This window comes from Arachnia sp. (genome assembly GCF_057238465.1).
This window is the reverse complement of record NZ_DBHHFZ010000006.1, coordinates 186,133-205,309: the sequence shown is the minus strand read 5'-3', so window position 1 is coordinate 205,309 and position 19,177 is coordinate 186,133. Positions and strand designations below refer to the sequence as shown.

The following is a 19,177-nucleotide window of genomic DNA, read 5'->3' as shown; positions in this document are numbered from 1 at the left end:
CGCGGCGTTGAGGAAGATGATCACCACGACGGTGCCCGAATTCTGGGAACGCTACAACGAGGCGATTCGGGTTTACAACAAGGGTATAGATGATCTCAACGAAGAGATCGAGGCCTCAAATCGACGGGGAGAGGTCAATTCCGGGGCGGACTGGATACTGCGGGAAGCATGTTTGGAAGACGACCTCAAACGGGCTCAGGACAAGGTCATCGCGGACTACAAAACTGCGATGGATGGGTTGGACGATGACGCTCAGACGGCTGCGACGGCGATCCAGAACACCCTCGACACGATTGTTGATCCGTCGCTGCAGGGATCGCGCAACCGGATCGGCGCGGCAATGTTCAATGACATACCCGTGGTTGATGGCCAGGCGGAATGGGAACAGGCGCAGAGCGAAGCTGGTCCTGCGGCAAGCATAATCAATGGCGGATTCCCGACAGAGCAGGATATACGGGATTTTCAGGAGAAATATGGAGAGTTGTGCAAAAATCCTTTCTTCGCTCGAGCCTTGGCTGAACGGGTTGACCCTGAGGCGATGACGCGTTTCCTGGTGCAAGCTCAAAAGCTCAGGTATGGGGCAGGGAAGTCTTCCATAGATGCCTCACTGAATTCGATTTGCGCATCCTTGGGATCGGCGGTTTCTCTCGCTACCGGGGGAATGAATGCCGATCCGGCGCTGGTGGAGGTGAACGAAACCTTCGAGGCGTCTCGTGCTGGACTTGTGACTGATGCTGGTGGGTCGGTGGAGGCCTTGGAGGACGCTAGACTTGAGCAATGGAAAAAGGTCGGTAATCAACTATTTGACGGAAACGGCAATCCGGTTGAGCAAGATGGAATGGGTATAGGTGCTGTATCGGGTAGGCATTACGGGTATGAATATCTGGGGGAGATGTTCGATGGTGCCGCTAAATCGAATCCAAACCTGGCGTTAGGGGCAAAGGCTATGAGCGGCGCCGATTCGTTGGCGAATGACATCGTTGCTTTTGATCACACGCACAAGGAAGAGCTGACGAATCCAATCGGTTCTCGCTACGGAGAATGGGTGGGGGGGATTCCGCCTGGTGGTGATCCGCATTCCACTGACGTCGTCGAATCAGTCCTTAGGCTGATGGATGAGCCCGAAGCGCTTTCGGATGGTGGGATCGCCAAGGACTCGCCTGCGTGGGATGCGCTGTCAGCGCAGAACGCCAAACGACTTGAGGCGACGCAGAGCTTCTTGGCATCTGATACGACATTTGATGTAAAATCATCCGAAGCTCTTTCCCGTAAACCCCATTACGCCGGCGAGGGCCCGATGAACATGACCCGCTACCTCACCGGGTTCCGAGGCAATGCGTACTACTCTGGCACCCAAGATGGCGGAGACGCCTTGGGTAGGGTCATCGCTCAGGCGACTACCAGTGCTCCCAAACCGCAAGAGCCAATGTCTTTCGAGGAATACCAGGCGTGGGCTCGGCGCACCGAACAGCCCGCAAAGATTGCGGGAAACCTCTCGCTTGGATATCAAGAAGGCCTTGAGATAGATAACGGGAATGAGAATGGTCAGGACCCATATGGCAAAGCGCATGACAAACTGCGCGGCTGGGTTGGGCTCGCTCTTGCTCCGCACGTCGAAGGAATCACTAATTCCATGGGGAGTGCCGACTCTCAAGGGGAGAAAGGCGAGCCCGATCTCGCCTTCACCGCACCCCAGCCGTTCAGCCATGATGGGTACATGATAAAACTGGGCAGCGACCTGAGGAATCGAATCATTGGCGCGAACGGTCTTTTCACCGATCTGGCATTCGATCAGAGAGCAGACTTGAACGGCACGCCGGACAACCCGAACGATGATCGTACCCCTTCGGGGCATCCGCCAGCGCTCAACACCCTCATGGGGGCTGCCAGCGCGGGATACCAAGAAGATTTGAGGAATTCCCTGAGCCCGGACTATGCGCAGCCGTCTATCCCCGTCGAGGGCAGGCTGATCAGTGTTCAGAAGAAATGGGCGCACCTGATGGGTGCCATGACGGTGGCGCCAGCGGATTCAACGGCCCAAGTGAAGGAAGCCATTGAATGCCATAACAGGGAAATTGACGCTGCGGTGAAGGAGTGGCTCACCTCTGTTCCCTTCGGAAACCTGCTTGGTAAAGGGCGTGATTTTGCCAAGTGGGTTCTTGACCGGGTCAAAGGGGCCGTGATTCCTGAGGCGGGAAAGGCATTTTGGGAAGAGCCGTTGGGTGTCGATCCGAAGGAGGAAAAAAGAAAGGCTCAACAAATGCTGGAGAACTTGATGCGGGACTTGACCTATCAGGCGATCTCTGAGGGCAATTATTGGGGAGAAGATCCCGCTCGTACCCCCGCGGGGTACTTCGGCAGGGGCTCGATGGGGGTGGATTTCCGAAATGGCGAGAACACTGTCTTGCCATACAAAGACATGAGTCCGGATCAGAGGAGTTCCTTTCAAGATTATATTATTGGAGAGGGTGGGCTCAAGTCCGTCTATGGGGACGTTCTTGGCGCTGTGGGTGGGTCCTTGGAGGAGGCTCGTGCGCGGCGAATACAGGCTCGTGATGAATGATTTGAATGAGGTGGATCATGCAGAATCCGATCGTTGGGCTTTTCAAGGGGGCGGTCCTCTCCGTGATCGCGGGGTCCTGTTTTCTTTGCGGAGGTTGCTCGACTGTTCCTGATGGGGGTGGGAGTCCGTCTCCCAGTGTTTCTTGGGTGGAGCGTGAGGAGCAGGATGCGGTGACCTTGGAAGTGCCGAAGGGGTGGGTTCTCCTGGACAGGGAAGAAACTCCGCTGGCCTATGATCTGGTGGTGGCTCCCAATCATGGGAATTCTCCGCCCGTGGGGGTGTGGATCAAGAACTATGCGCCCAATGTTGCCAGATTGCGTGGGCCGGATGCGAACATAAAGGCTTGGTGTGACAGGGCCATGAATGGTGACGTGGAGAAAGGGGCTATGTTTCATGCTGTTTCCTTGGGTTCTCGTGTGATTGGTGGTTCGGAGGCGTGGGGGTATTCCGGTATGGGGAAAATTGTTGGTCAAGAGGACAAACTTTTTCCTTTCCAGATTTGGTACATTTGGCGTGAGGATGGGCTGTGGCGGATTGAGGTCCGGGGTTTTGAGGGTGCGGGCATCATTCCTGCCGAGCTGATCGGGGTGCTGGACACGATCTCGTTCATCCAACCGGCCGCCACGCCTGCTGCCCCGTACACGGTGAACACTGCGCCGTCTTCCCCGGAGCCCTCACCCAGCCCGACGGAATCGTGACCTGACTTGGGTCATTTGGTGTCGCCGGATTGGATGTCGATGGTTCGGTAGATAAGTTCCTTCCAAGATTATATTATTGGAGAGGGTGGGCTCAAGTCCGTCTATGGGGACGTTCTTGGCGCTGTGGGTGGGTCCTTGGAGGAGGCTCGTGCGCGGCGAATACAGGCTCGTGATGAATGATTTGAATGAGGTGGATCATGCAGAATCCGATCGTTGGGCTTTTCAAGGGGGCGGTCCTCTCCGTGATCGCGGGGTCCTGTTTTCTTTGCGGAGGTTGCTCGACTGTTCCTGATGGGGGTGGGAGTCCGTCTCCCAGTGTTTCTTGGGTGGAGCGTGAGGAGCAGGATGCGGTGACCTTGGAAGTGCCGAAGGGGTGGGTTCTCCTGGACAGGGAAGAAACTCCGCTGGCCTATGATCTGGTGGTGGCTCCCAATCATGGGAATTCTCCGCCCGTGGGGGTGTGGATCAAGAACTATGCGCCCAATGTTTCCGGAATGCGTGGACCGGATGCGAACATAAAGGCCAGGGCTGAGCGATCCATGACCGATGCCGTGGAGAAAGGAGCTATGTTTCATACGGTGTTCCTAGGTTCCCGTGTGATTGGTGGTTCGGAGGCGTGGGGGTATTCCGGTATGGGAAAAATTGTTGGCCAGGAGGACAAACTTTTTCCCTTCCAGATTTGGCACATTTGGCGTGAGGATGGGCTGTGGCGGATTGAGGTCCGGGGTTTTGAGGGTGAGAGCGTCATTCCTGCCGAGCTGATCGGGGTGCTGGACACGATCTCGTTCATCCAACCGGCCGCCACGCCTGCTGCCCCGTACACGGTGAACACTGCGCCGTCTTCCCCGGAGCCCTCACCCAGCCCGACGGAATCGTGAGGACGGCCCACCGGCCGGATTCTCGTCGAGCCCGGGAAGGGCGATCACTTCCGCGACTTCTTGGGTGACGGACCCCGCAGCCGGGAGGCGATCAGGATCGCCAATGTCGCCAGGCAACTGATCCCCGCCATGACTCCCAGGGCCGCGGTGCGCGCCGGGCGCGGGTCCGGTTTCGGTTCCGGGGGCGTCATGAGCGGGGTCTCCTGCTTCGTCGGGGCCGGGAAGCGGGGATTCTCCGGACCCTCCAGGGAACCGTCATTGACGAAACTCAGGGCATCGTAGGGGGCGACTATTCCCCAGCCGATCAGTTTGTCGCGATGAGAACGCGACGGGCGCAGGGCCGTCGCCAGGATCCGATGCTTCCAGTCGGCCGGGGTTTCATCCGGGTACCTGGCCACCACCAGCGCCGCGATCCCCGCCACGTATCCGGTGGCGTAGGAGGTCGTCGGCTGGTTCCCGGCGAACATGCAGTCGCCGTCGCCGAAGAAGGTGCTCAGCACCTGCGACCCTGGGGCCGCCACCTCGACGTGTTCGCCGTGGAGCACGGAATCCGACGGGGCCCCGCTGGCATCCACTGCCGTGACCGACAACGCCTGGGGATAGGCCGCAGGGTAGCGCGGCGCCTTGGGATCCTCGGTCCTGTTCTGCTGATCCTGCGGGACGTTGCCCGCTGAGGCCACCACCAGCGCCCCTGAAGCAGTGGCGTGCTCCACCGCGGCCTTCAACTCGGGCAGATCCGTGGGGGAGGACTGCGCCACGACTATCACCTTCGCCCCCCGGTCGGCGGCCCAGACGATACCTTTGGCGGTGCGGGCCCCGTCGGGTCCCTTCCCGGCCGAGGCGGCGTCGTGCTGTTCGCTGACGTAGACCCGGACCGGAAGGATCTCGGCCTCCGGCGCCAAGCCCACCAGACCGGAACCCTCCACCTCGTGGGCCGCTATCTGCCCGGCGATGGCGGTTCCGTGTCCCGCGGCATCCGTACGTCCGTCGCCGCTGTCCACCAGGTCGATGCCCGGCAGCACGTTCTCCGTGAGGTGGACGTTGGATGCGACCACCCCGGAATCGACGATCGCCACCTTCACCCCGCCGCCCCGGGAGAGCTGCCACGCTTTCTTGATCCCGAGGAGGGAGATCACGTTCGGGGCCTGCTCCACCATGGCGGTTGTCCCGACCTGGCAGGGGGTATTCCTGTCCTCGGTAACCGTGTTCATCCTGCTCTGCCCGTCGCTGATCAGGGCCTGCGCGGGCAGCGACGGCAGCAGGAGGGCCACTGCTCCGCAGATGGCAGCGAGTTTCCCGCCCAGGACGCGCAGCCGGATCACTGCTGCCCCACCGTGGCCCAGGCGCCATCGGGTTCGAGCGCGGTTCCCTCCGGTATCAGCGCCGTCCACTCCGCCGGGATCACGTGGACGTCGTTGTCCGTGTATCCCAGGCGCGCCAGGGATTCGGCGGGTTGGGCACCCAAGCCGTGCAGGGTGCCGAGGTCGGAGACCAGCATGACCATGCCGAGGGTGCCTCCCGATGTGGCCCGGACCAGGGCGCCCGACCCGCCCAGAACGGTGGTGGGGGTCGGGACGGAACGCAGTTTCTCCTCCACGGTCGCCTCGGTTCCCGACGGCGCCGGGAGTGCTTCGACGAGGGCCTCCCGGGTCATCGAGTACAGCGCCGTCACCGACGACCCGTCCGAGGACTGCGACAGTTGGGCGCAGGGCAGGGAACTGCCCGGAACGGTGTCCTCGATTCGGCGCGGCCAGTCGGTCGGGGCGATGCCCGCCGGGTCCACCTCGACGGAGGACATGTCGGAGAACGAGACGGTCAGGGGGGCTTCGGTCTGGTGGAGTTTGTCCGCGGTCTCGGACAGCGTCGCCACCTTGCCGGAACCGGTGACGACGTAACGCCGCTGCGAGCCGTGATCGTCGACCTGGATGACGGTCCCGATGGTGACCGTTCCCAGACGCTCCGGCATGCCCTCCACGGGTTGGCCCGCGTTCGGTACCTCCAAGGGCTGCAGGTCCGAACCCAGCTTGAACAGGGACAGCCAGGCGGCATCGACCTCGGCCGGTGTCGTCGATTCCATCCCCAGCGCCAGGAGCACCTTGTTCCTCTGCTCCCGCGGGATCTTGTGGCGCAGGCCGTCGGCGATCAGGAAGAAATCGTCCTGGTTCTTGACCAGGGCGCTGCCACGCCGGGTTCGGGGCTCGGGCAGGTGCGCCACCCAGGTGTGGGTTTTGCCGGGAATTGCGCAGGAGAACCAGAGATCCGAGTGGAGCTGACCGGCGGGGGGAACGTCGTCGGGAACGCCGGTGATGCCGATCTGGGTGCCGCGGCTGATCCCGTCGATGGTTGAGGAGGAGACCTCGCTGACCTGGTACTTGCCCGACTCCGACAGCAGGCGCGCCGAGGTGACGTTGGTGACCGGGCGCAGGGTGCCCTTGATCGTGTAGTACCGGGAACCGGTTCCCTTCACCACGATCAGGGTCGAGTCCTGCCAGCCGTTCGGCAGGGTTGGGGAGAACTGGCTGATGATGGCCCCGATTCCCAGCATGATCGCTACGACGACCACGCCAACGATCAGGGGAATGAACGGTGACTTGGACTCCAGTTCGCGGCCGCCGGGTATCCCGGAGGAGAATGCCGTGATCAGGCGGCGGCGGTTGTAGCGCTGGGCCTCGAGGATCTCCTTGTTGGACGGCATCAGACGACCCCCCAGACCAGTGCCGCCAGCGGCAGGATCCCCAGCAGCACGAGGACCCCGGCGACATCCGCCAACCGGGTCAACCAGGGACGCAGTTTCTGCGAGACCACGTTGGCGGCCAGGAGCAGCACCGCGGCCAGGATGATCGCGCCGAGGGTCCAGGGCAGGGCGTCGGGAATGACCGTCGTGGTGGCCACCGCGGCGACGATGGTCAGCAACATTCCGGTGAGCACGCCTATGACCACCTCGACCGAGGAACGCAGCGACCGGGTGGCCAGCATCAGGGCCAGCCCGACACAGGCCAGCATCGTGATCGCCGTGGGGGAGGTCGTCATCAGCGGGGCCAGCACCATCATGGCCGCCGAGCAGCCCGCCTTCAGCGATATCACCAGCACGCGGGCGTTCCCGACGCGGGAGTACACCCGCGCAGGGTCGATTCTCTCGTTCTCCCTGCTGGTTCCGATGGTCGTTGGCAGCTGTGCCATGGCCACCCAGGGTGCGCTGAGTGTGATCACCACCAACAGGGCGAGGGTGGTGGCGGCCGCCCTGTCGGGAGGGATGTCCAGCATCCCGACCAGCCCACCTACGAGAATGAACGACACACCCGTGGTGATGGGGGCGGTCATGGAGACCCGTAGGTCGGAGGGGAGGACCAGGAGCGTCGTCGAACCGGCGACCAGACCGATGCCGGCCGCCGCCAATGGCAGCGAGAACCAGTGCCCCGGGGTGACCGCGAAGGCGGCGCAGGCGATCAGGACCGGGGTGGTGTGTCCCAGGGACAGCGCGCCGGGGCGATTGGGCATGCGCGCCACGACGGCGGCGGCCAGGGTGGTGAGAACCGCCCCGCAGGCGCCCACCGTCGCGGTCAGGACAGGTTCCCGTGAACCCGTCACCAGGAGCAGGGCGGCCAGCAGCACCAGGGCTGCCGAGGCGTGGGCCGACAGCTGGACGGAACTGGTCCTCTCCCAAGGGGTGGAGTTCTCGGCCACCGCGGTTCCCACGGCCTCTACCAGGTCGTCGTAGCGCTGGTCCTTGACGTTGGTGCCGCTCGGTTCCACGGTGAGAACCGCCCCGGGACGTATCCGCTGCTCGGGGAGGGACTCCGACTGGTTCAGGACGCGGCCGTCCGAGGTTCGAATGGTGAAACCCCGGGTGGCGGTTCCCGGATCCAGGGGGCGCAGGGCCTTGATGATCGCCGGCATCAGCTCGGCCAGCGCGATGTTGGGTGGAACCGATATGTCGGTGGTGTTCCCCGCCATGCTCAGCGAGATCGGCAGGAGGGCACCGATGGGGGAGCTTTCGGAGGACGGCATGGGGTTCCTTTGTCGTGCTGGCGCTGGAACGGGTTCCTCGGCCAAGGCTACTTCTTCCGGGCGGTCCCCACTACCCGAAAGTCAGTTGAAAAATTAATGAATGCTGCCTCATGGCTTCTCCCGAACCCCTCGTTCGTGAACTATGGGGTGCGTTAGGGTTGGGGGCAGTTACCCGCGGTGCAGCAGGTCGCGTGCATCGCACACATCCACCACACCGGAGGACGAACCATGGCAGGTACCGTACGCATCATTCAAGGTGGGCTCAAAGCCGGCTCCGACGCCACACTGGAGGCTTACAGCGAGGTGGCGGGGCACATCAAAGGCGTCGACGCGAGCAAGGAAGCGGCCCGGGCCGGCTGGCAGGGCCGGGGGTCGGACGCCATGTATGCGGCCGCCATGCTCTGGATCGAGAAGGCGAAGGCGCTCAACAATTCGCTGCTGGGGTTCAGTGACGCCCTCAAGGGGTCCGAGACCAACTCGGGACAGGTGGAAGAGGTTCATTCCACGGCCTTCCTGGACCTCGAGAAGCGAATGACCGGCGGCACACTCTGAACTGCGGACGTGTTCTTCGACAAAGAAAGGCGTGATTCAAAATGAGCATTGAAAAAGACATGGTTGTCAACTACTCCGCCGTGGATCTTCTCCAGGAAGAGATCAACAAACACCACCGGGGCATCGAGGCGAGCATGGACACGCTGACCGGAAAGCTTGACCTCATGGAGAGCAGCTGGGACGGCGAGGACAGAGAAGCCTACGCCATTCGCAGAAGGGAATGGGAGCAAAAGGAGTTGGAGATGCGTTCGGCCCTCCATCAGTTCAACATCGAGGTGCTCAACGCAAAACTCGGTTACCAGGGAGCCGAGGTTCAGAACAAGAGACTCATGGATGATGTGGAAATACCCAAGGCCTGAGGCCGGATCCGGCAATTGACCAAGTTTGAAACGGGGGCGGGAATCCAAGGATTCCCGCCCCGTTCCCTGCAACCGAAACGATCCCTCATCGCGGCGAACCGTTCATTATCATCATGGTGCGTTCCCCCATGATGATCGTCGTTCCGAGAGGGATCAGGGTGCGTCTGCCGCGCGCCAGATGGGTGACGGCGCCGGCGGCATTGCGGACGACGGTTCCGTTCGTGGATGAGGCATCCTCAACCCACACCCCACCGCTGGCCGGGCCGAGTCTCAGATGGGTCCGCGAGATCGAGTTCGTGGGGTCCGGTATGACCAATCGGCGTTCCCCGTCGGTGCCCGTGGGTTCCCGCCCCACGACCAGGATGGAATCCACCTTCTCGCGCTGGCCGGAATCCACTACCAGCCATGCCTGCACCGTGCCCGGGAGCCCGACCGGGCCGCTGGAGGGGGCTGGCGAGGGTTTCGGCGGCGTGGGCGGTGGCGGTGTGGGCGGTGGCGGCGCGGCCCTGCGTGGTTTCAAGGGGCCGGTCTGTGCGTTCCCGGGAGGTGCTGCCGGGGTCGGTTCCAGGAAAGCGGCCCTGCGTGGCGTCAGGGGACTGGCCGCGGGGGCGGGAGACTCTCCTTGGTGCCACGGGTTCCCCGGGGTGCTGGGCGCCGGGACCCCCGGATTCTCCTGCCCCCCGGGAAGCGGCTCCTCGGCTTCCTCATCCCCGTTCCCGGAACCGGAGAGGGATTTCCCGGACCGCAGATCGAGCACCGCGGTACCGGCGATCCGGTCCACCAGATCCCTGCCGTCGCGGCTCAGGAAACTGACGATCAGCGGACCCACAACGGTCACGTGCAACAGGACCATCAGCGCGGTACGCACCAGCTGCCGTTTCAGGCCTGGAGCGTGATCGCTGCCGTCGGCGACGGCAACCGTTCCGGAGATCAACGCGCCCGGGGTGCGTCCGGTGCGGGCGCGCAGCAAGGTGAGGACGGCGACCAGTTCCACGATTGCGATGCCCGTCAGCACCGGGGAGTACAGGAGTCGCCAGAGCGGGCCGGCCACCGCCACGACACAGGCCAGATCCGTCAGGTAGGACAGTGTGCGGGTCAACCCGTCTGCGGGGACCGGGATGTCGTCGCGCTGCTCGGCCTCCACAGGATCGGGACCCGCATCGGGGAACATGGTTTCGGCCCGGGGCGGGGGGAGGGCGGTCAGGTCGAGCTGGGTCATGATGCGATCTGCCGTACCAGGTCGAACATGCCGGCTGCGTAGGCGGCCGCAGGGAGCAGAAGGACCAGGGAAAACGTCTGCGTGATGTCCCCGGCTCGCCCGAGCAGCGCAGATCCGGTGCCCTTGGCGAAAGACGTGGTGATGATGCTGAGTGACGCGGCCGCGAGGATCACCAGCAGCGCGGTCACCTGCGACCCCAGCGGCTGGGAGACGCCGAAGGCGGACAGTGTCGCGGCGACGATCACCAGGGCGGCGACGCGCGGCAGAATGCGACCCGGGCGGTCACGGCGAGTTCGAGGCGCCAGTGCCAGGGACAGGAAGGCGCTGAGCATCATGACCCCACCCGCTATCCCGGTCGCTGGCTGATCGGACCTCATGAGCCCTGCGGCGGGGAAAGCGCAGATCCCGGCCGTTCCACAGCACACGATGAGCAGCAGCTGCCCCCGGGCGTTGCCCTCACGGATCGAACGGAGAACCCGGTTCGCGGTGATGGGGGCAGGGGCCGCGACCTCCGGGGTGCGGACCGCAGGCGCGGAGGTGGTGACGGTGGGAAGGTCCAGCAGCTGGGTCTCGGGGATGCGGAACGCGAAGGTGGGGATGACGGTCACCGCCATGGTCGCGACCGCCAGCACCAGGGCTGAGATCGTGGTGACAGGGGCGTCGGTCACCACGAACAAACACGTCAGGACACCGGCCAGCCCCCACAGGGTGGCCATGGTGGAGCTGAGGGTGGACCTGTTGTCGACCAACCACACGACCAGCGCCGCGACCAGCGCGGTCCAGGCGGTGGCCGCCAGGGCCAGCCGGGGCAGGGAACCGGTATCGGTGGGGAGCAAAGCGGTCCCGCAGACCCCGATCAGGGCGGTGGCGACCAGGAGGCCGGGGGAGGTGCAACGCATCCGCCGCCACCTGAGCGACCATCCGAGAGCGACGACGCAGGCGACTGCAGCCGACCCCCTCAGCACGTCGGGGACGGGCCACCAGCCGAGGACGGGCCCTGCCAGGCACGCCGTCTCGATGCCCGTGACCAGGGTCAGGAACAAGGACAGCACGAGCGTGGGACGAAACCACGGGGAGGAGGCCCGGACCGCCACCTGCTGCGCCACCCGCTCGCTCTCGGCGGGGCCGGTGAGCGTCAGGACGGTTCCGGATGTCAGGTCGCTGCCGAGGGCCAGGTCCGGGTCGACGGGGGTGCCGTCGGGGTGGGTCAGACACAGCGTCTCGGGGTCGGCGTCGATCCGCAGCATTGACATGACCCGCGCCACCGTCGTGCCGACCGGAACCGCGATGTCCCGTTTCGAGGCGCCGTGAAGGATCGTGGTCGACGCCAGCTGCGTGGCCATGGAATCCTCCATTTTTCAAGGGAATGAACCGGGGGTGTGGTTCATCTTGCTGACGATAATATGAAACGGGCTTGGGTGACATCCAGACCTTGAAAACGCGACCAGATCATGATGTTGTGACCACTCGAGACGGGGAGTGCCAAGGCATGGTTCAACCCATACAGGACGAGGGGACCGCGGCTCCCGAGCTTCCCTCCGGGCAGATCGAGATCCAGGTTCCCCCCGACCAGCCCGAGGCCGCCAGCATGGGCACCGCCCTGATGACCGTGGTCCCGATGATGGGCTCGGTTGGTGTCATGGTTTTCATGGCGCTCTCGCAGGGGCAGAACACCCGGATGCTGCTCATGGCCTGCGCCATGGTCTTCGCGATGCTCGTGATGGTGGGTTTCAACATCTACCGGCAGGTGGCGGGGCACAGCCAGAAAGTCGACACCCTGCGCCGGGAGTACCTGGCCTATCTGGGGGAAACCCGCAAGACGGTTCGCACCGTGACCCGCAGGCAGCGCAACTACGTCGGCTGGCAGCTGCCCTCCCCGGATTCCCTGGTGCTGATCGCCCACGAGGGGACGCGCCTGTGGGAACGCAACACCGACAACGAGATGGTCACGCACGTGCGGTTGGGTTCCTCGTCGCAGGAACTGGCGATGCAACTTGTGGAACCGGAGCTGGCACCACTGGCCAAACCCGACGTGGTCTGCCTCTCAGCCATGCGGCGTTTCATCGATGCCCATTCGATGGTCGAGGAACTGCCGCTGGGGGTCATGCTGGGTGATTTCAGCCACATCGACGTGGCCGGGCCCGCGGAGGCGACGCGAGCCCAGGTGCGAGCCATGACGATGCACGTCACCACCCTGAGTTCACCGCAGGCGATGCGCGTCGCGGTTTTCTGCTCCGAGAAGAACCGCGACGAGTGGGAATGGGTGAAATGGCTTCCCCACGCCCGGTCCACGCAGCTCAGCGACGCCCTGGGGCCGGCCCGCATGGTGACGACGGATCCCGAGGAGCTGGTGCAGCTGCTCGGGGAGGAGATCACCGGACGTGGCGTGTTCCGAACACGTTCGGAGACCACCGACTGGCCGCACCTGTTCCTGATCCTGGACGGGGTGAGCCTGCCGATGAACACCTCCCTGGGAGGGATCGGCGGGCTGGAGGGGGTCACCGTGGTGCGGACCATGACGTCTTGGGGCCCGATGACCTCTCGCGCGACCCTGCGCATGATCCTGCATCCCGGGGCGCGGCCCGGCGACCGCGGGCGCATGGAACTGCTGCTGCTGGATCAGGAACCGATCCTGGCCACCCCGGACGCGATGGGCATCCCCCAGGCCGAGGCCATCGCGCGACGCATGGCCCCCTGGATGGCGGAGGACCGTCCCGAGGCCGAGGCCCCGATGGGCAAACCGGATCCGAAACGCTCCCAGAACCTGATGGAGTTGCTGGGCACCGGCGACGTCCGTGACTTCGACCCGGACCGGCAGTGGAGGCGACGGGAGGGTCGCGACCGGCTGCGGGTGCCGTTCGCCGTCACCCCTGAAGGGGTTCCGGTGGTCCTGGACATCAAGGAATCCGCCCAGCAGGGAATGGGGCCGCACGGCCTGCTGATCGGTGCCACCGGTTCGGGCAAGTCGGAGGTGCTGCGCACCCTGGTGCTGGCGATGGCGATGACGCATCCGCCGGAGCAGCTGAACTTCGTCCTGGTCGACTTCAAGGGTGGCGCCACCTTCGCGGGCATGGCGGATCTGCCCCACGTCTCGGCCATGATCTCGAATCTGGAGTCGGAACTGTCCCTGGTGGACCGCATGCAGGAGGCGCTGCGCGGCGAGATGGTGCGACGGCAGGAGATCCTGCGGCAGGCCGGCAACTACGCCAACGTCACCGACTACGAGGCGGACCGGTTGGCGGGCAAACACAACCATCCACCCATGCCTGCGCTGTTCATCATCCTCGACGAGTTCTCGGAGCTGCTGAGCGCGAAACCGGAGTTCGCCGACCTGTTCGTCGCCATCGGCCGGCTGGGACGTTCGATGTCGATCCATCTGCTGCTGTCCTCGCAGCGCCTGGAATCCGGGCGCATGAAGGGCCTGGACTCGCACCTGTCCTACCGGATCGGGTTGCGAACCTTCTCCGCGGGCGAGTCCCGGGACGTGCTGGGTGTGCCGGACGCCTACGGACTCCCGGGCTACCCGGGGGTGGGCTACCTGAAACCTGGAACGGACGAGATGATCCGTTTCCGGTCGTCCTACGTGGCCGCCCCTCCGCCCGCGCGACCGGACGACCGGGAACTCCGGGAGAGGATGCGCGATGCGCCCATCAGGATCCTGCCCTTCACCACCGGGCCCGTGGTCCTGGAGAAAACCGACGCGGAACAGGAACCAGAGGCCGTCGGCGCCAGGCCCGAGGACTCGAAGTGGGATGACATGACCCAGATGGACATCGCCGTCGCCCGGATGCGGGGCAGGGGAATCCCGGCCCATCAGGTGTGGTTGCCGCCGCTGGACGTGTCGGACACGCTGGACCAGCTTTTCGGGGATCTCGTGGCCGATCCCGAGCTGGGCCTGATCTCGCCCTCGTGGCGTGCCCGCGGCCCGCTGCGCATCCCGCTGGGCACCGTCGACCTGCCCCTGGAGCAGCGCCGCGACGTGCTGGAGTTCGACTTCTCGGGAGCCAACGGGCATTTCGCCGTGGTCGGTGGTCCTCTGACGGGAAAGTCGACGACCCTCCGGTCGGTGGTGATGGCGTTGAGCCTGGTGCACACCCCTCAGGAGGTGCAGTTCTACGTCATCGACCTGGGTGGCGGCGGTTTCACCGCCTTCAACGGGGCGGCTCACGTGGCGGGTGTGGCGACCCGGGACCGGCCGGACGTGGTGAACCGCATGCTCTCGGAGATCGAGGGCATCATCGACGACCGCGAGAAGTACTTCCGCGGGAAGCGGATCGATTCCATGGACACCTACCGGCAGGGACGGGCCGAGGGGCGTTTCGACGACGGCTACGGCGACGTGTTCCTGGTGGTCGACGGCTGGGCCGTGATGAAAACGGACCTCAATGACGTGGACACCAGGATCCTGGGGATCATGACCCGGGCGCTTTCGTTCGGTGTCCACGTGTTGCTGAGCACCAACCGCTGGGCGGATATCCGCCAGCAGGTGGCGGACTCGATCGGGTCACGTCTGGAACTGAAACTGGGTGATGTGATGGACACCAGGCTCGATCGCAAGGTGGCGAAGGCCGTGCCCCCGGAAAGGCCGGGACGTGGACAGGAGATCGGGCATCACCACGTTCTCGTGGGCCTACCACGTATCGACGGCGAACAGGACCCGTCGTCCCTTGGCAAGGGCGTGAGGACGTCCCTTGATCGAATCGCTCAGGCGGCCCCGGCGCCGGGACCGAAGCTGCGTCTGTTGCCCCTCCACGTCACGGTGGAGAAGATGCTGCAGCACCCCGGGGCGGCGGAGGGCCTGGTGCTGGGGGTGGAGGAAACCCGACTCGGGCCCTTCATGTTCCGTCCCCGCCAGGACAATCACCTGTTCCTGCTCGGCGACGCGAAGTCGGGCAAGACCACGTTCCTGCGGTCGTTCGCCCGGGAGATCATGCGCAACTTCCCATCGCAGCAGGCGCAGATCTTCGTCGTGGACTACCGGCGGTCGCTGCTGGACCAGGTGCCGACGGAATACCTGGCGGCCTACATGACGAATCCGGAGGAAACCGAGGGGGTCTTGGGGCACCTCGCCGAGTTCCTGAGAGCACGCATGCCCAGCGATTCGGTGACCTCGGATCAGTTGCGCGGCCGTTCCTGGTGGACGGGAGCGGAGGCGTGGGTCCTGGTGGACGACTACGACCTGGTGGCGATTCAGGGAAACAACCCGCTCACGGTGCTGCAACCGCTGATGGCCCAGGCCCAGGACCTCGGGTTGCACATTCTGGTGGCGCGCCGGATGGGTGGCGCGTCCCGGGCGCTGTACGAGCCGGTGCTGCAGTCCATGCGGGACCTGGGGGCCACCGGCATCCTGCTGTCCGGCAGCCCGGAGGAGGGCAGCATCATCGGTCGTGTGAAGCCGGTGAAGTCGATGCCGGGCCGCGCCCAGGTGATCTCACGCGACGACGGCTACTTCCGGGCGCAGCTGGTGTGGGCCGACCAGGCCTGAGCGGCCGGCTGCGTCAGCCCGTGCAGGCGCGGAGAGTTTTCCCGGTTCCCTTACCGGAGGGGCGCCGGGTTGGATAGAGTTGCGGGGTGAGCCAATGGTGGCGGGAGGTCAGTGCTGACGGGTGATATTGAGTTCAATCGTGCGGCTGTGGGCGTCAACGCGAAGAAGGATTGGGAGGATGCGGACAATTTCGGGCAGGTTGGCGCGTATATTGACAGATTACCGAGTACCGGAATTGCTTACCCACTGCCCGCCGGTCCCAACGAGGGGATCCAGGCCTTGGCGTCGAAGGTTTTGAATTTCAATCAGGTGACGAGGTGGGCGGCGGCAGAGTACTCGGACGCCTGCGGTGTTCTGGGTTCGGGACAGGAGAAGGCGATCTCGAATTATGACGAGACGGAAAAATTCAATGATGAGAAGTTCCAGAGGATCGCGTCGAGGATGAGCGGAGGCGATCACTGATGACTGGTCGGGGTGCGGATGTGATGCCGCTGCCTCCCGATGTTCGGGACGCCGTTTCCAAGCTTTCGGAGGGTTATCGGTATGCGCGGGGGATGATTCAAAGCACGCAGGTGTATTCCTGTCCGGCGTACAGGGTGCCGGAGTGGGTGGGGGAGGCGAAGGACGCCTATATGGAGTCAATCCGGAGGCTCGGTAAGCATACGCATGGTTTCGCTGGAGTATTCGTGTCACCGGCCGAGGCATTGGGGCAGTGGTCGGATGCGGTCGGCGTGGCCATTTCGAAGACCGTGCCCGATCTGTGGGAACGCTATGACCAGGCGGAGAGGAATTACCAGGGAAATCTTCAGGAGTATGCGGAGCACGTCCGGCAGGAGGTGGCTGCTGGTCGGCAGGTTTCCGCTGAGGAGATAGCGGATGCGAGAAGGGGCTTCTTGGAGCTTCGCGACGAGGACCAGGCCAACATTCTCGCCGAGTACAAGGCTGCCATGACGGCTCTTGACGCGGTGGCCGGGGAGGCCGCCGGGAAACTCACAGCAGCTCTGGACTCCTTTGTGGAGCCAGGGAAGCAGGGGTCGCGCAATCAGGTTGGCTCGGAGTTGTTCAACGATATTCCCGTGGTGGATGGCCAGGCCGAGTGGGAGCAGGCGCAAGAGCTGGCCCCGCAGGCCGCGAGGTATTTGAAGAACTCCTCGCCAACCCCGGAGGAGATCATGGAGTTCAATGCCAAGTATGGAGGGATGTGTTCGAATCCCTTCTTCGCGCAGGCGCTTGCGCAGCACGTCACGCCGGAGGACATGACGAATTTCCTCATCAAGGCGGAGCAGTATAGGGGGCGGTTGGTCAACAAGGATGCTTATGACGAATCTCTGAACTCTCTTTCTGCTTCCCTGGGGTCGTCGGTGGTGTTGTCCACTGGAGGGATGAATGCGGACCCGGCGAACGCGCATGATCAAGAGGCTTTTTCTGCTGCTAAAGCAGGACTTGTCACTGATTCCGGTGAGTCCATAAGCGCCTTGACCAGCGCCAGACTGGATCAGTGGAAGGCTGTTGGGAATACCTTGTACCGTGGTGATGGTGATGTCGTAGACCCGGGGCAGGAGTATCTGGGTGGAAACTACGGGCATCATTATGGCTATGAATATCTGGGGACGCTGTTGTCCAGTGCCGCCAATTCGAATCCCAACTTGACCCTCGGGGCCGAATTCCTCAACGAGAAGTCGTCGTCAGGTGGTGTTTCTGGGTCACTGGCGCAGGACATCGTTGCCTTCGACCACAAGCATGGCGCGGAAATAGCGCAATACGGTGGATATGGAAACTGGGGCCAGCAGTTGCCTCCCGGAGGCAACCGGAATGCAACGGATCCTGTGGAATCCATGCTGAAGCTAATGGATGAGCCGAGCTCTCTGCACGATGGGTCTTTGGACGGGGTCCCGCAGCATCAGGAGTCGATTTCGGATCAGAACGCCAAGAGGTTCGAAGCCGTGCAGAAATTCCTGACTTCCGATACGACCTTCGATGTGAATGCAGAAGATGTCCCTGCGCGCGAGAACAAACTTGAGGCGAAGGGGCCGATGAACATGACTCGCTACCTCACGGGGTTCCGAGGCAATGAGTATTATTCTGGTACTCAAGATGGCGGGGACAGCCTGGGTCGGGTTTTGGCTCAGGCAGCTGCGGTCGAGACCGAGCCGCATGGGCTCGATATCGAATCCGAGGAGTACAAGGAGTGGCGTGAACGGTCCAAGCGTGCCGCGCTGGTTTCTGGAAATTTCTTGCGCGGATACCAAGAGGGATTGGACATCAAGAACAACCTCATCAACGGGGAGGATCCCTTTGGGATCCAGCACAGGTCTTTGCGGAACTGGGCAGGTTCCATCCTTGCTCCGCAGGTGGAAGGGCTCACCAAGTCTTTGGGTAATCCTGAAGGTGGCGCTCCCGTTGATGTGGCTCCTCTGACGGGTGAGAATCAATATTTGATCAGCTTGAATGAAGACTGGCGCAAACGGATCCTTGGGCCGAATGGTTTGTTCACCGATCTCGGGTTCGACCAGCCGCTCGCCAACGGGCGTGAATCTGCCATAAACGTGCTTAGAATGGCTGCCCACGCATCATACGAGAAGGACCTCTCCGATGTTTTTGCTAGCAGGAATGCTGTTGGAGAAGGTTCTCCCGGAAGTAGTAATGCGTTGGCCATCAAGGATGCGGTGGAAGGTGTCCAGAACAAGTGGGCGCCCATATTGAACGATCTTGCGCATTCTCCGGCGGCCGCATCGGAACAGGCTGGGAAGGCATTGGATGCAAACAATGCTCGATGGAAGTCGTTGATCGAGAAGGGAATTGGTGCTATTCCTTTCGGGAACATCATTGGCGAGGGACGCAATGTTGCGAAGTGGCTGGTTGAGCAGACAAAGAGCGTCGGAGTACCCATGACATTGGATGCTCTTCTCGATGAGAACAATGCAGAGGAGGCGCGTCAGGGGGGAGTTGCTGCTGGCCGTGACGAACGAAACAGGGCGGAGGATGTGTTCTACCAGGCCGTTTCGGAAGGGAAGTACTGGGGCGAGGACGAGAGATTCTCGCCCAGAAAGTATATTGAGAACAGTGGAAAAGAAGTTGTTAGTTTCCTCGATGACAATGGCGAGGTCAAGCCGTACAACCGGATGACTGAGCTTGAGAAGAAATCGTTCCGGAATTATATCTCCGCAGAGCGGACGACGAGGACGGATGGGGTGATGGTCGGGGGATTGAATCCGATTTATGGGGGAGCGCCCATCACGATGGATGCCGCCATGAACAATGCTGAGATCAATCGTAAAGAGTTTATGGGAGAGAAGTAATGAGTAGCTGGGTGTAAGGGTGGACATTGTGGCTGATCTAAGGCGGTGTGTAGCTGTCGTAGTTGTTGTGGTTCTTGGTTTGTCGGGTTGTGGTGTTTCTTCGGATGGTGTGTCTC

Annotated in this window: 13 protein-coding genes; 8 read left to right on the top strand and 5 right to left on the bottom strand. The window is 63.1% G+C overall.

The features are described from left to right. Positions 1-16 precede the first annotated feature (16 nt). The 3 genes from ACO6D6_RS08435 (at position 17) to ACO6D6_RS08425 (ending at position 4,139) form a co-directional block, all read left to right on the top strand. Entirely contained in the window at positions 17-2,563 is a 2,547-nt protein-coding gene (locus ACO6D6_RS08435; protein ID WP_484784818.1) for a hypothetical protein, read from the top strand. Positions 2,564-2,580: 17 nt separating this feature from the next. Further along, the gene (locus tag ACO6D6_RS08430; protein ID WP_484784817.1) at positions 2,581-3,261 is read left to right on the top strand and encodes a hypothetical protein; all 681 of its coding nucleotides are present in this window, start codon (positions 2,581-2,583) and stop codon (positions 3,259-3,261) included. Between the two features lie 326 nt (positions 3,262-3,587). Further along, positions 3,588-4,139 carry a hypothetical protein gene (locus tag ACO6D6_RS08425; RefSeq protein WP_484784816.1) on the top strand — a complete coding sequence of 184 codons (552 nt, stop codon included), beginning with the start codon at positions 3,588-3,590 and terminating at the stop codon, positions 4,137-4,139. A gap of 44 nt (positions 4,140-4,183) precedes the next feature. On the opposite strand, the gene mycP is transcribed toward ACO6D6_RS08425, so the two are convergent. The 3 genes from mycP to ACO6D6_RS08410 are packed head-to-tail and all read right to left on the bottom strand — an operon-like array spanning position 4,184 to position 8,147. Next, positions 4,184-5,461 carry a type VII secretion-associated serine protease mycosin gene (gene mycP / locus ACO6D6_RS08420; RefSeq protein ID WP_484784815.1) on the bottom strand — a complete coding sequence of 426 codons (1,278 nt, stop codon included), beginning with the start codon at positions 5,459-5,461 and terminating at the stop codon, positions 4,184-4,186. Continuing rightward, complete coding sequence (gene eccB / locus ACO6D6_RS08415) at positions 5,458-6,834, bottom strand: type VII secretion protein EccB (RefSeq protein WP_484784814.1); 1,377 nt, start codon at positions 6,832-6,834, stop codon at positions 5,458-5,460. The genes mycP and eccB overlap by 4 nt, the downstream gene beginning before the upstream one ends. Next, positions 6,834-8,147, bottom strand: coding sequence for an EsaB/YukD family protein (locus ACO6D6_RS08410; protein ID WP_484784813.1), 1,314 nt, complete (start codon positions 8,145-8,147; stop codon positions 6,834-6,836). The genes eccB and ACO6D6_RS08410 overlap by 1 nt, the downstream gene beginning before the upstream one ends. 228 nt (positions 8,148-8,375) lie before the next feature. On the opposite strand from ACO6D6_RS08410, the gene ACO6D6_RS08405 reads away from it, so the two are divergent. Together ACO6D6_RS08405 and ACO6D6_RS08400 are read left to right on the top strand one after the other, a co-directional pair. Continuing rightward, positions 8,376-8,699 carry a WXG100 family type VII secretion target gene (locus ACO6D6_RS08405; protein WP_484784812.1) on the top strand — a complete coding sequence of 108 codons (324 nt, stop codon included), beginning with the start codon at positions 8,376-8,378 and terminating at the stop codon, positions 8,697-8,699. A gap of 41 nt (positions 8,700-8,740) precedes the next feature. After that, positions 8,741-9,058 carry a WXG100 family type VII secretion target gene (locus ACO6D6_RS08400; protein ID WP_484784811.1) on the top strand — a complete coding sequence of 106 codons (318 nt, stop codon included), beginning with the start codon at positions 8,741-8,743 and terminating at the stop codon, positions 9,056-9,058. Positions 9,059-9,143: 85 nt separating this feature from the next. Here ACO6D6_RS08400 and ACO6D6_RS08395 read toward each other — a convergent pair whose 3' ends face one another. Together ACO6D6_RS08395 and ACO6D6_RS08390 are read right to left on the bottom strand one after the other, a co-directional pair. Further along, positions 9,144-10,277: an FHA domain-containing protein gene (locus ACO6D6_RS08395; RefSeq protein ID WP_484784810.1), complete on the bottom strand. Its 1,134-nt coding sequence runs from the start codon at positions 10,275-10,277 to the stop codon at positions 9,144-9,146. Beyond that, complete coding sequence (locus ACO6D6_RS08390; protein ID WP_484784809.1) at positions 10,274-11,620, bottom strand: hypothetical protein; 1,347 nt, start codon at positions 11,618-11,620, stop codon at positions 10,274-10,276. Before ACO6D6_RS08390 ends, ACO6D6_RS08395 begins: the two co-directional genes overlap by 4 nt. Positions 11,621-11,766: 146 nt before the next feature. Between ACO6D6_RS08390 and eccCa the strand changes: the two genes are divergently transcribed. The 3 genes from eccCa to ACO6D6_RS08375 all read left to right on the top strand — a co-directional run bounded on the left by eccCa (position 11,767) and on the right by ACO6D6_RS08375 (position 19,061). Further along, positions 11,767-15,762 (top strand): type VII secretion protein EccCa, encoded by a 3,996-nt coding sequence (gene eccCa, locus ACO6D6_RS08385; protein ID WP_484784808.1) that lies wholly within the window; start codon positions 11,767-11,769, stop codon positions 15,760-15,762. 111 nt (positions 15,763-15,873) lie between these two features. Next, entirely contained in the window at positions 15,874-16,224 is a 351-nt protein-coding gene (locus tag ACO6D6_RS08380) for a hypothetical protein (RefSeq protein ID WP_484784807.1), read from the top strand. Then, on the top strand, positions 16,224-19,061 hold the full coding sequence (locus ACO6D6_RS08375; protein WP_484784806.1) for a hypothetical protein: 2,838 nt from the start codon (positions 16,224-16,226) through the stop codon (positions 19,059-19,061). The genes ACO6D6_RS08380 and ACO6D6_RS08375 overlap by 1 nt, the downstream gene beginning before the upstream one ends. The last annotated feature ends 116 nt before the right edge of the window (positions 19,062-19,177 follow it).

Excerpts from the sequence above, each read along its gene's own strand:
- ACO6D6_RS08435 (WP_484784818.1), top strand. The coding sequence starts at position 17 with ATGATCACCACGACGGTGCCCGAATTCTGGGAACGCTACAACGAGGCG.
- ACO6D6_RS08430 (WP_484784817.1), top strand. The coding sequence starts at position 2,581 with ATGCAGAATCCGATCGTTGGGCTTTTCAAGGGGGCGGTCCTCTCCGTG.
- eccB (WP_484784814.1), bottom strand. The coding sequence starts at position 6,834 with ATGCCGTCCAACAAGGAGATCCTCGAGGCCCAGCGCTACAACCGCCGC.
- ACO6D6_RS08410 (WP_484784813.1), bottom strand. The coding sequence starts at position 8,147 with ATGCCGTCCTCCGAAAGCTCCCCCATCGGTGCCCTCCTGCCGATCTCG.
- ACO6D6_RS08405 (WP_484784812.1), top strand. The coding sequence starts at position 8,376 with ATGGCAGGTACCGTACGCATCATTCAAGGTGGGCTCAAAGCCGGCTCC.
- ACO6D6_RS08400 (WP_484784811.1), top strand. The coding sequence starts at position 8,741 with ATGAGCATTGAAAAAGACATGGTTGTCAACTACTCCGCCGTGGATCTT.
- ACO6D6_RS08395 (WP_484784810.1), bottom strand. The coding sequence starts at position 10,277 with ATGACCCAGCTCGACCTGACCGCCCTCCCCCCGCCCCGGGCCGAAACC.
- ACO6D6_RS08390 (WP_484784809.1), bottom strand. The coding sequence starts at position 11,620 with ATGGCCACGCAGCTGGCGTCGACCACGATCCTTCACGGCGCCTCGAAA.
- eccCa (WP_484784808.1), top strand. The coding sequence starts at position 11,767 with ATGGTTCAACCCATACAGGACGAGGGGACCGCGGCTCCCGAGCTTCCC.
- ACO6D6_RS08375 (WP_484784806.1), top strand. The coding sequence starts at position 16,224 with ATGACTGGTCGGGGTGCGGATGTGATGCCGCTGCCTCCCGATGTTCGG.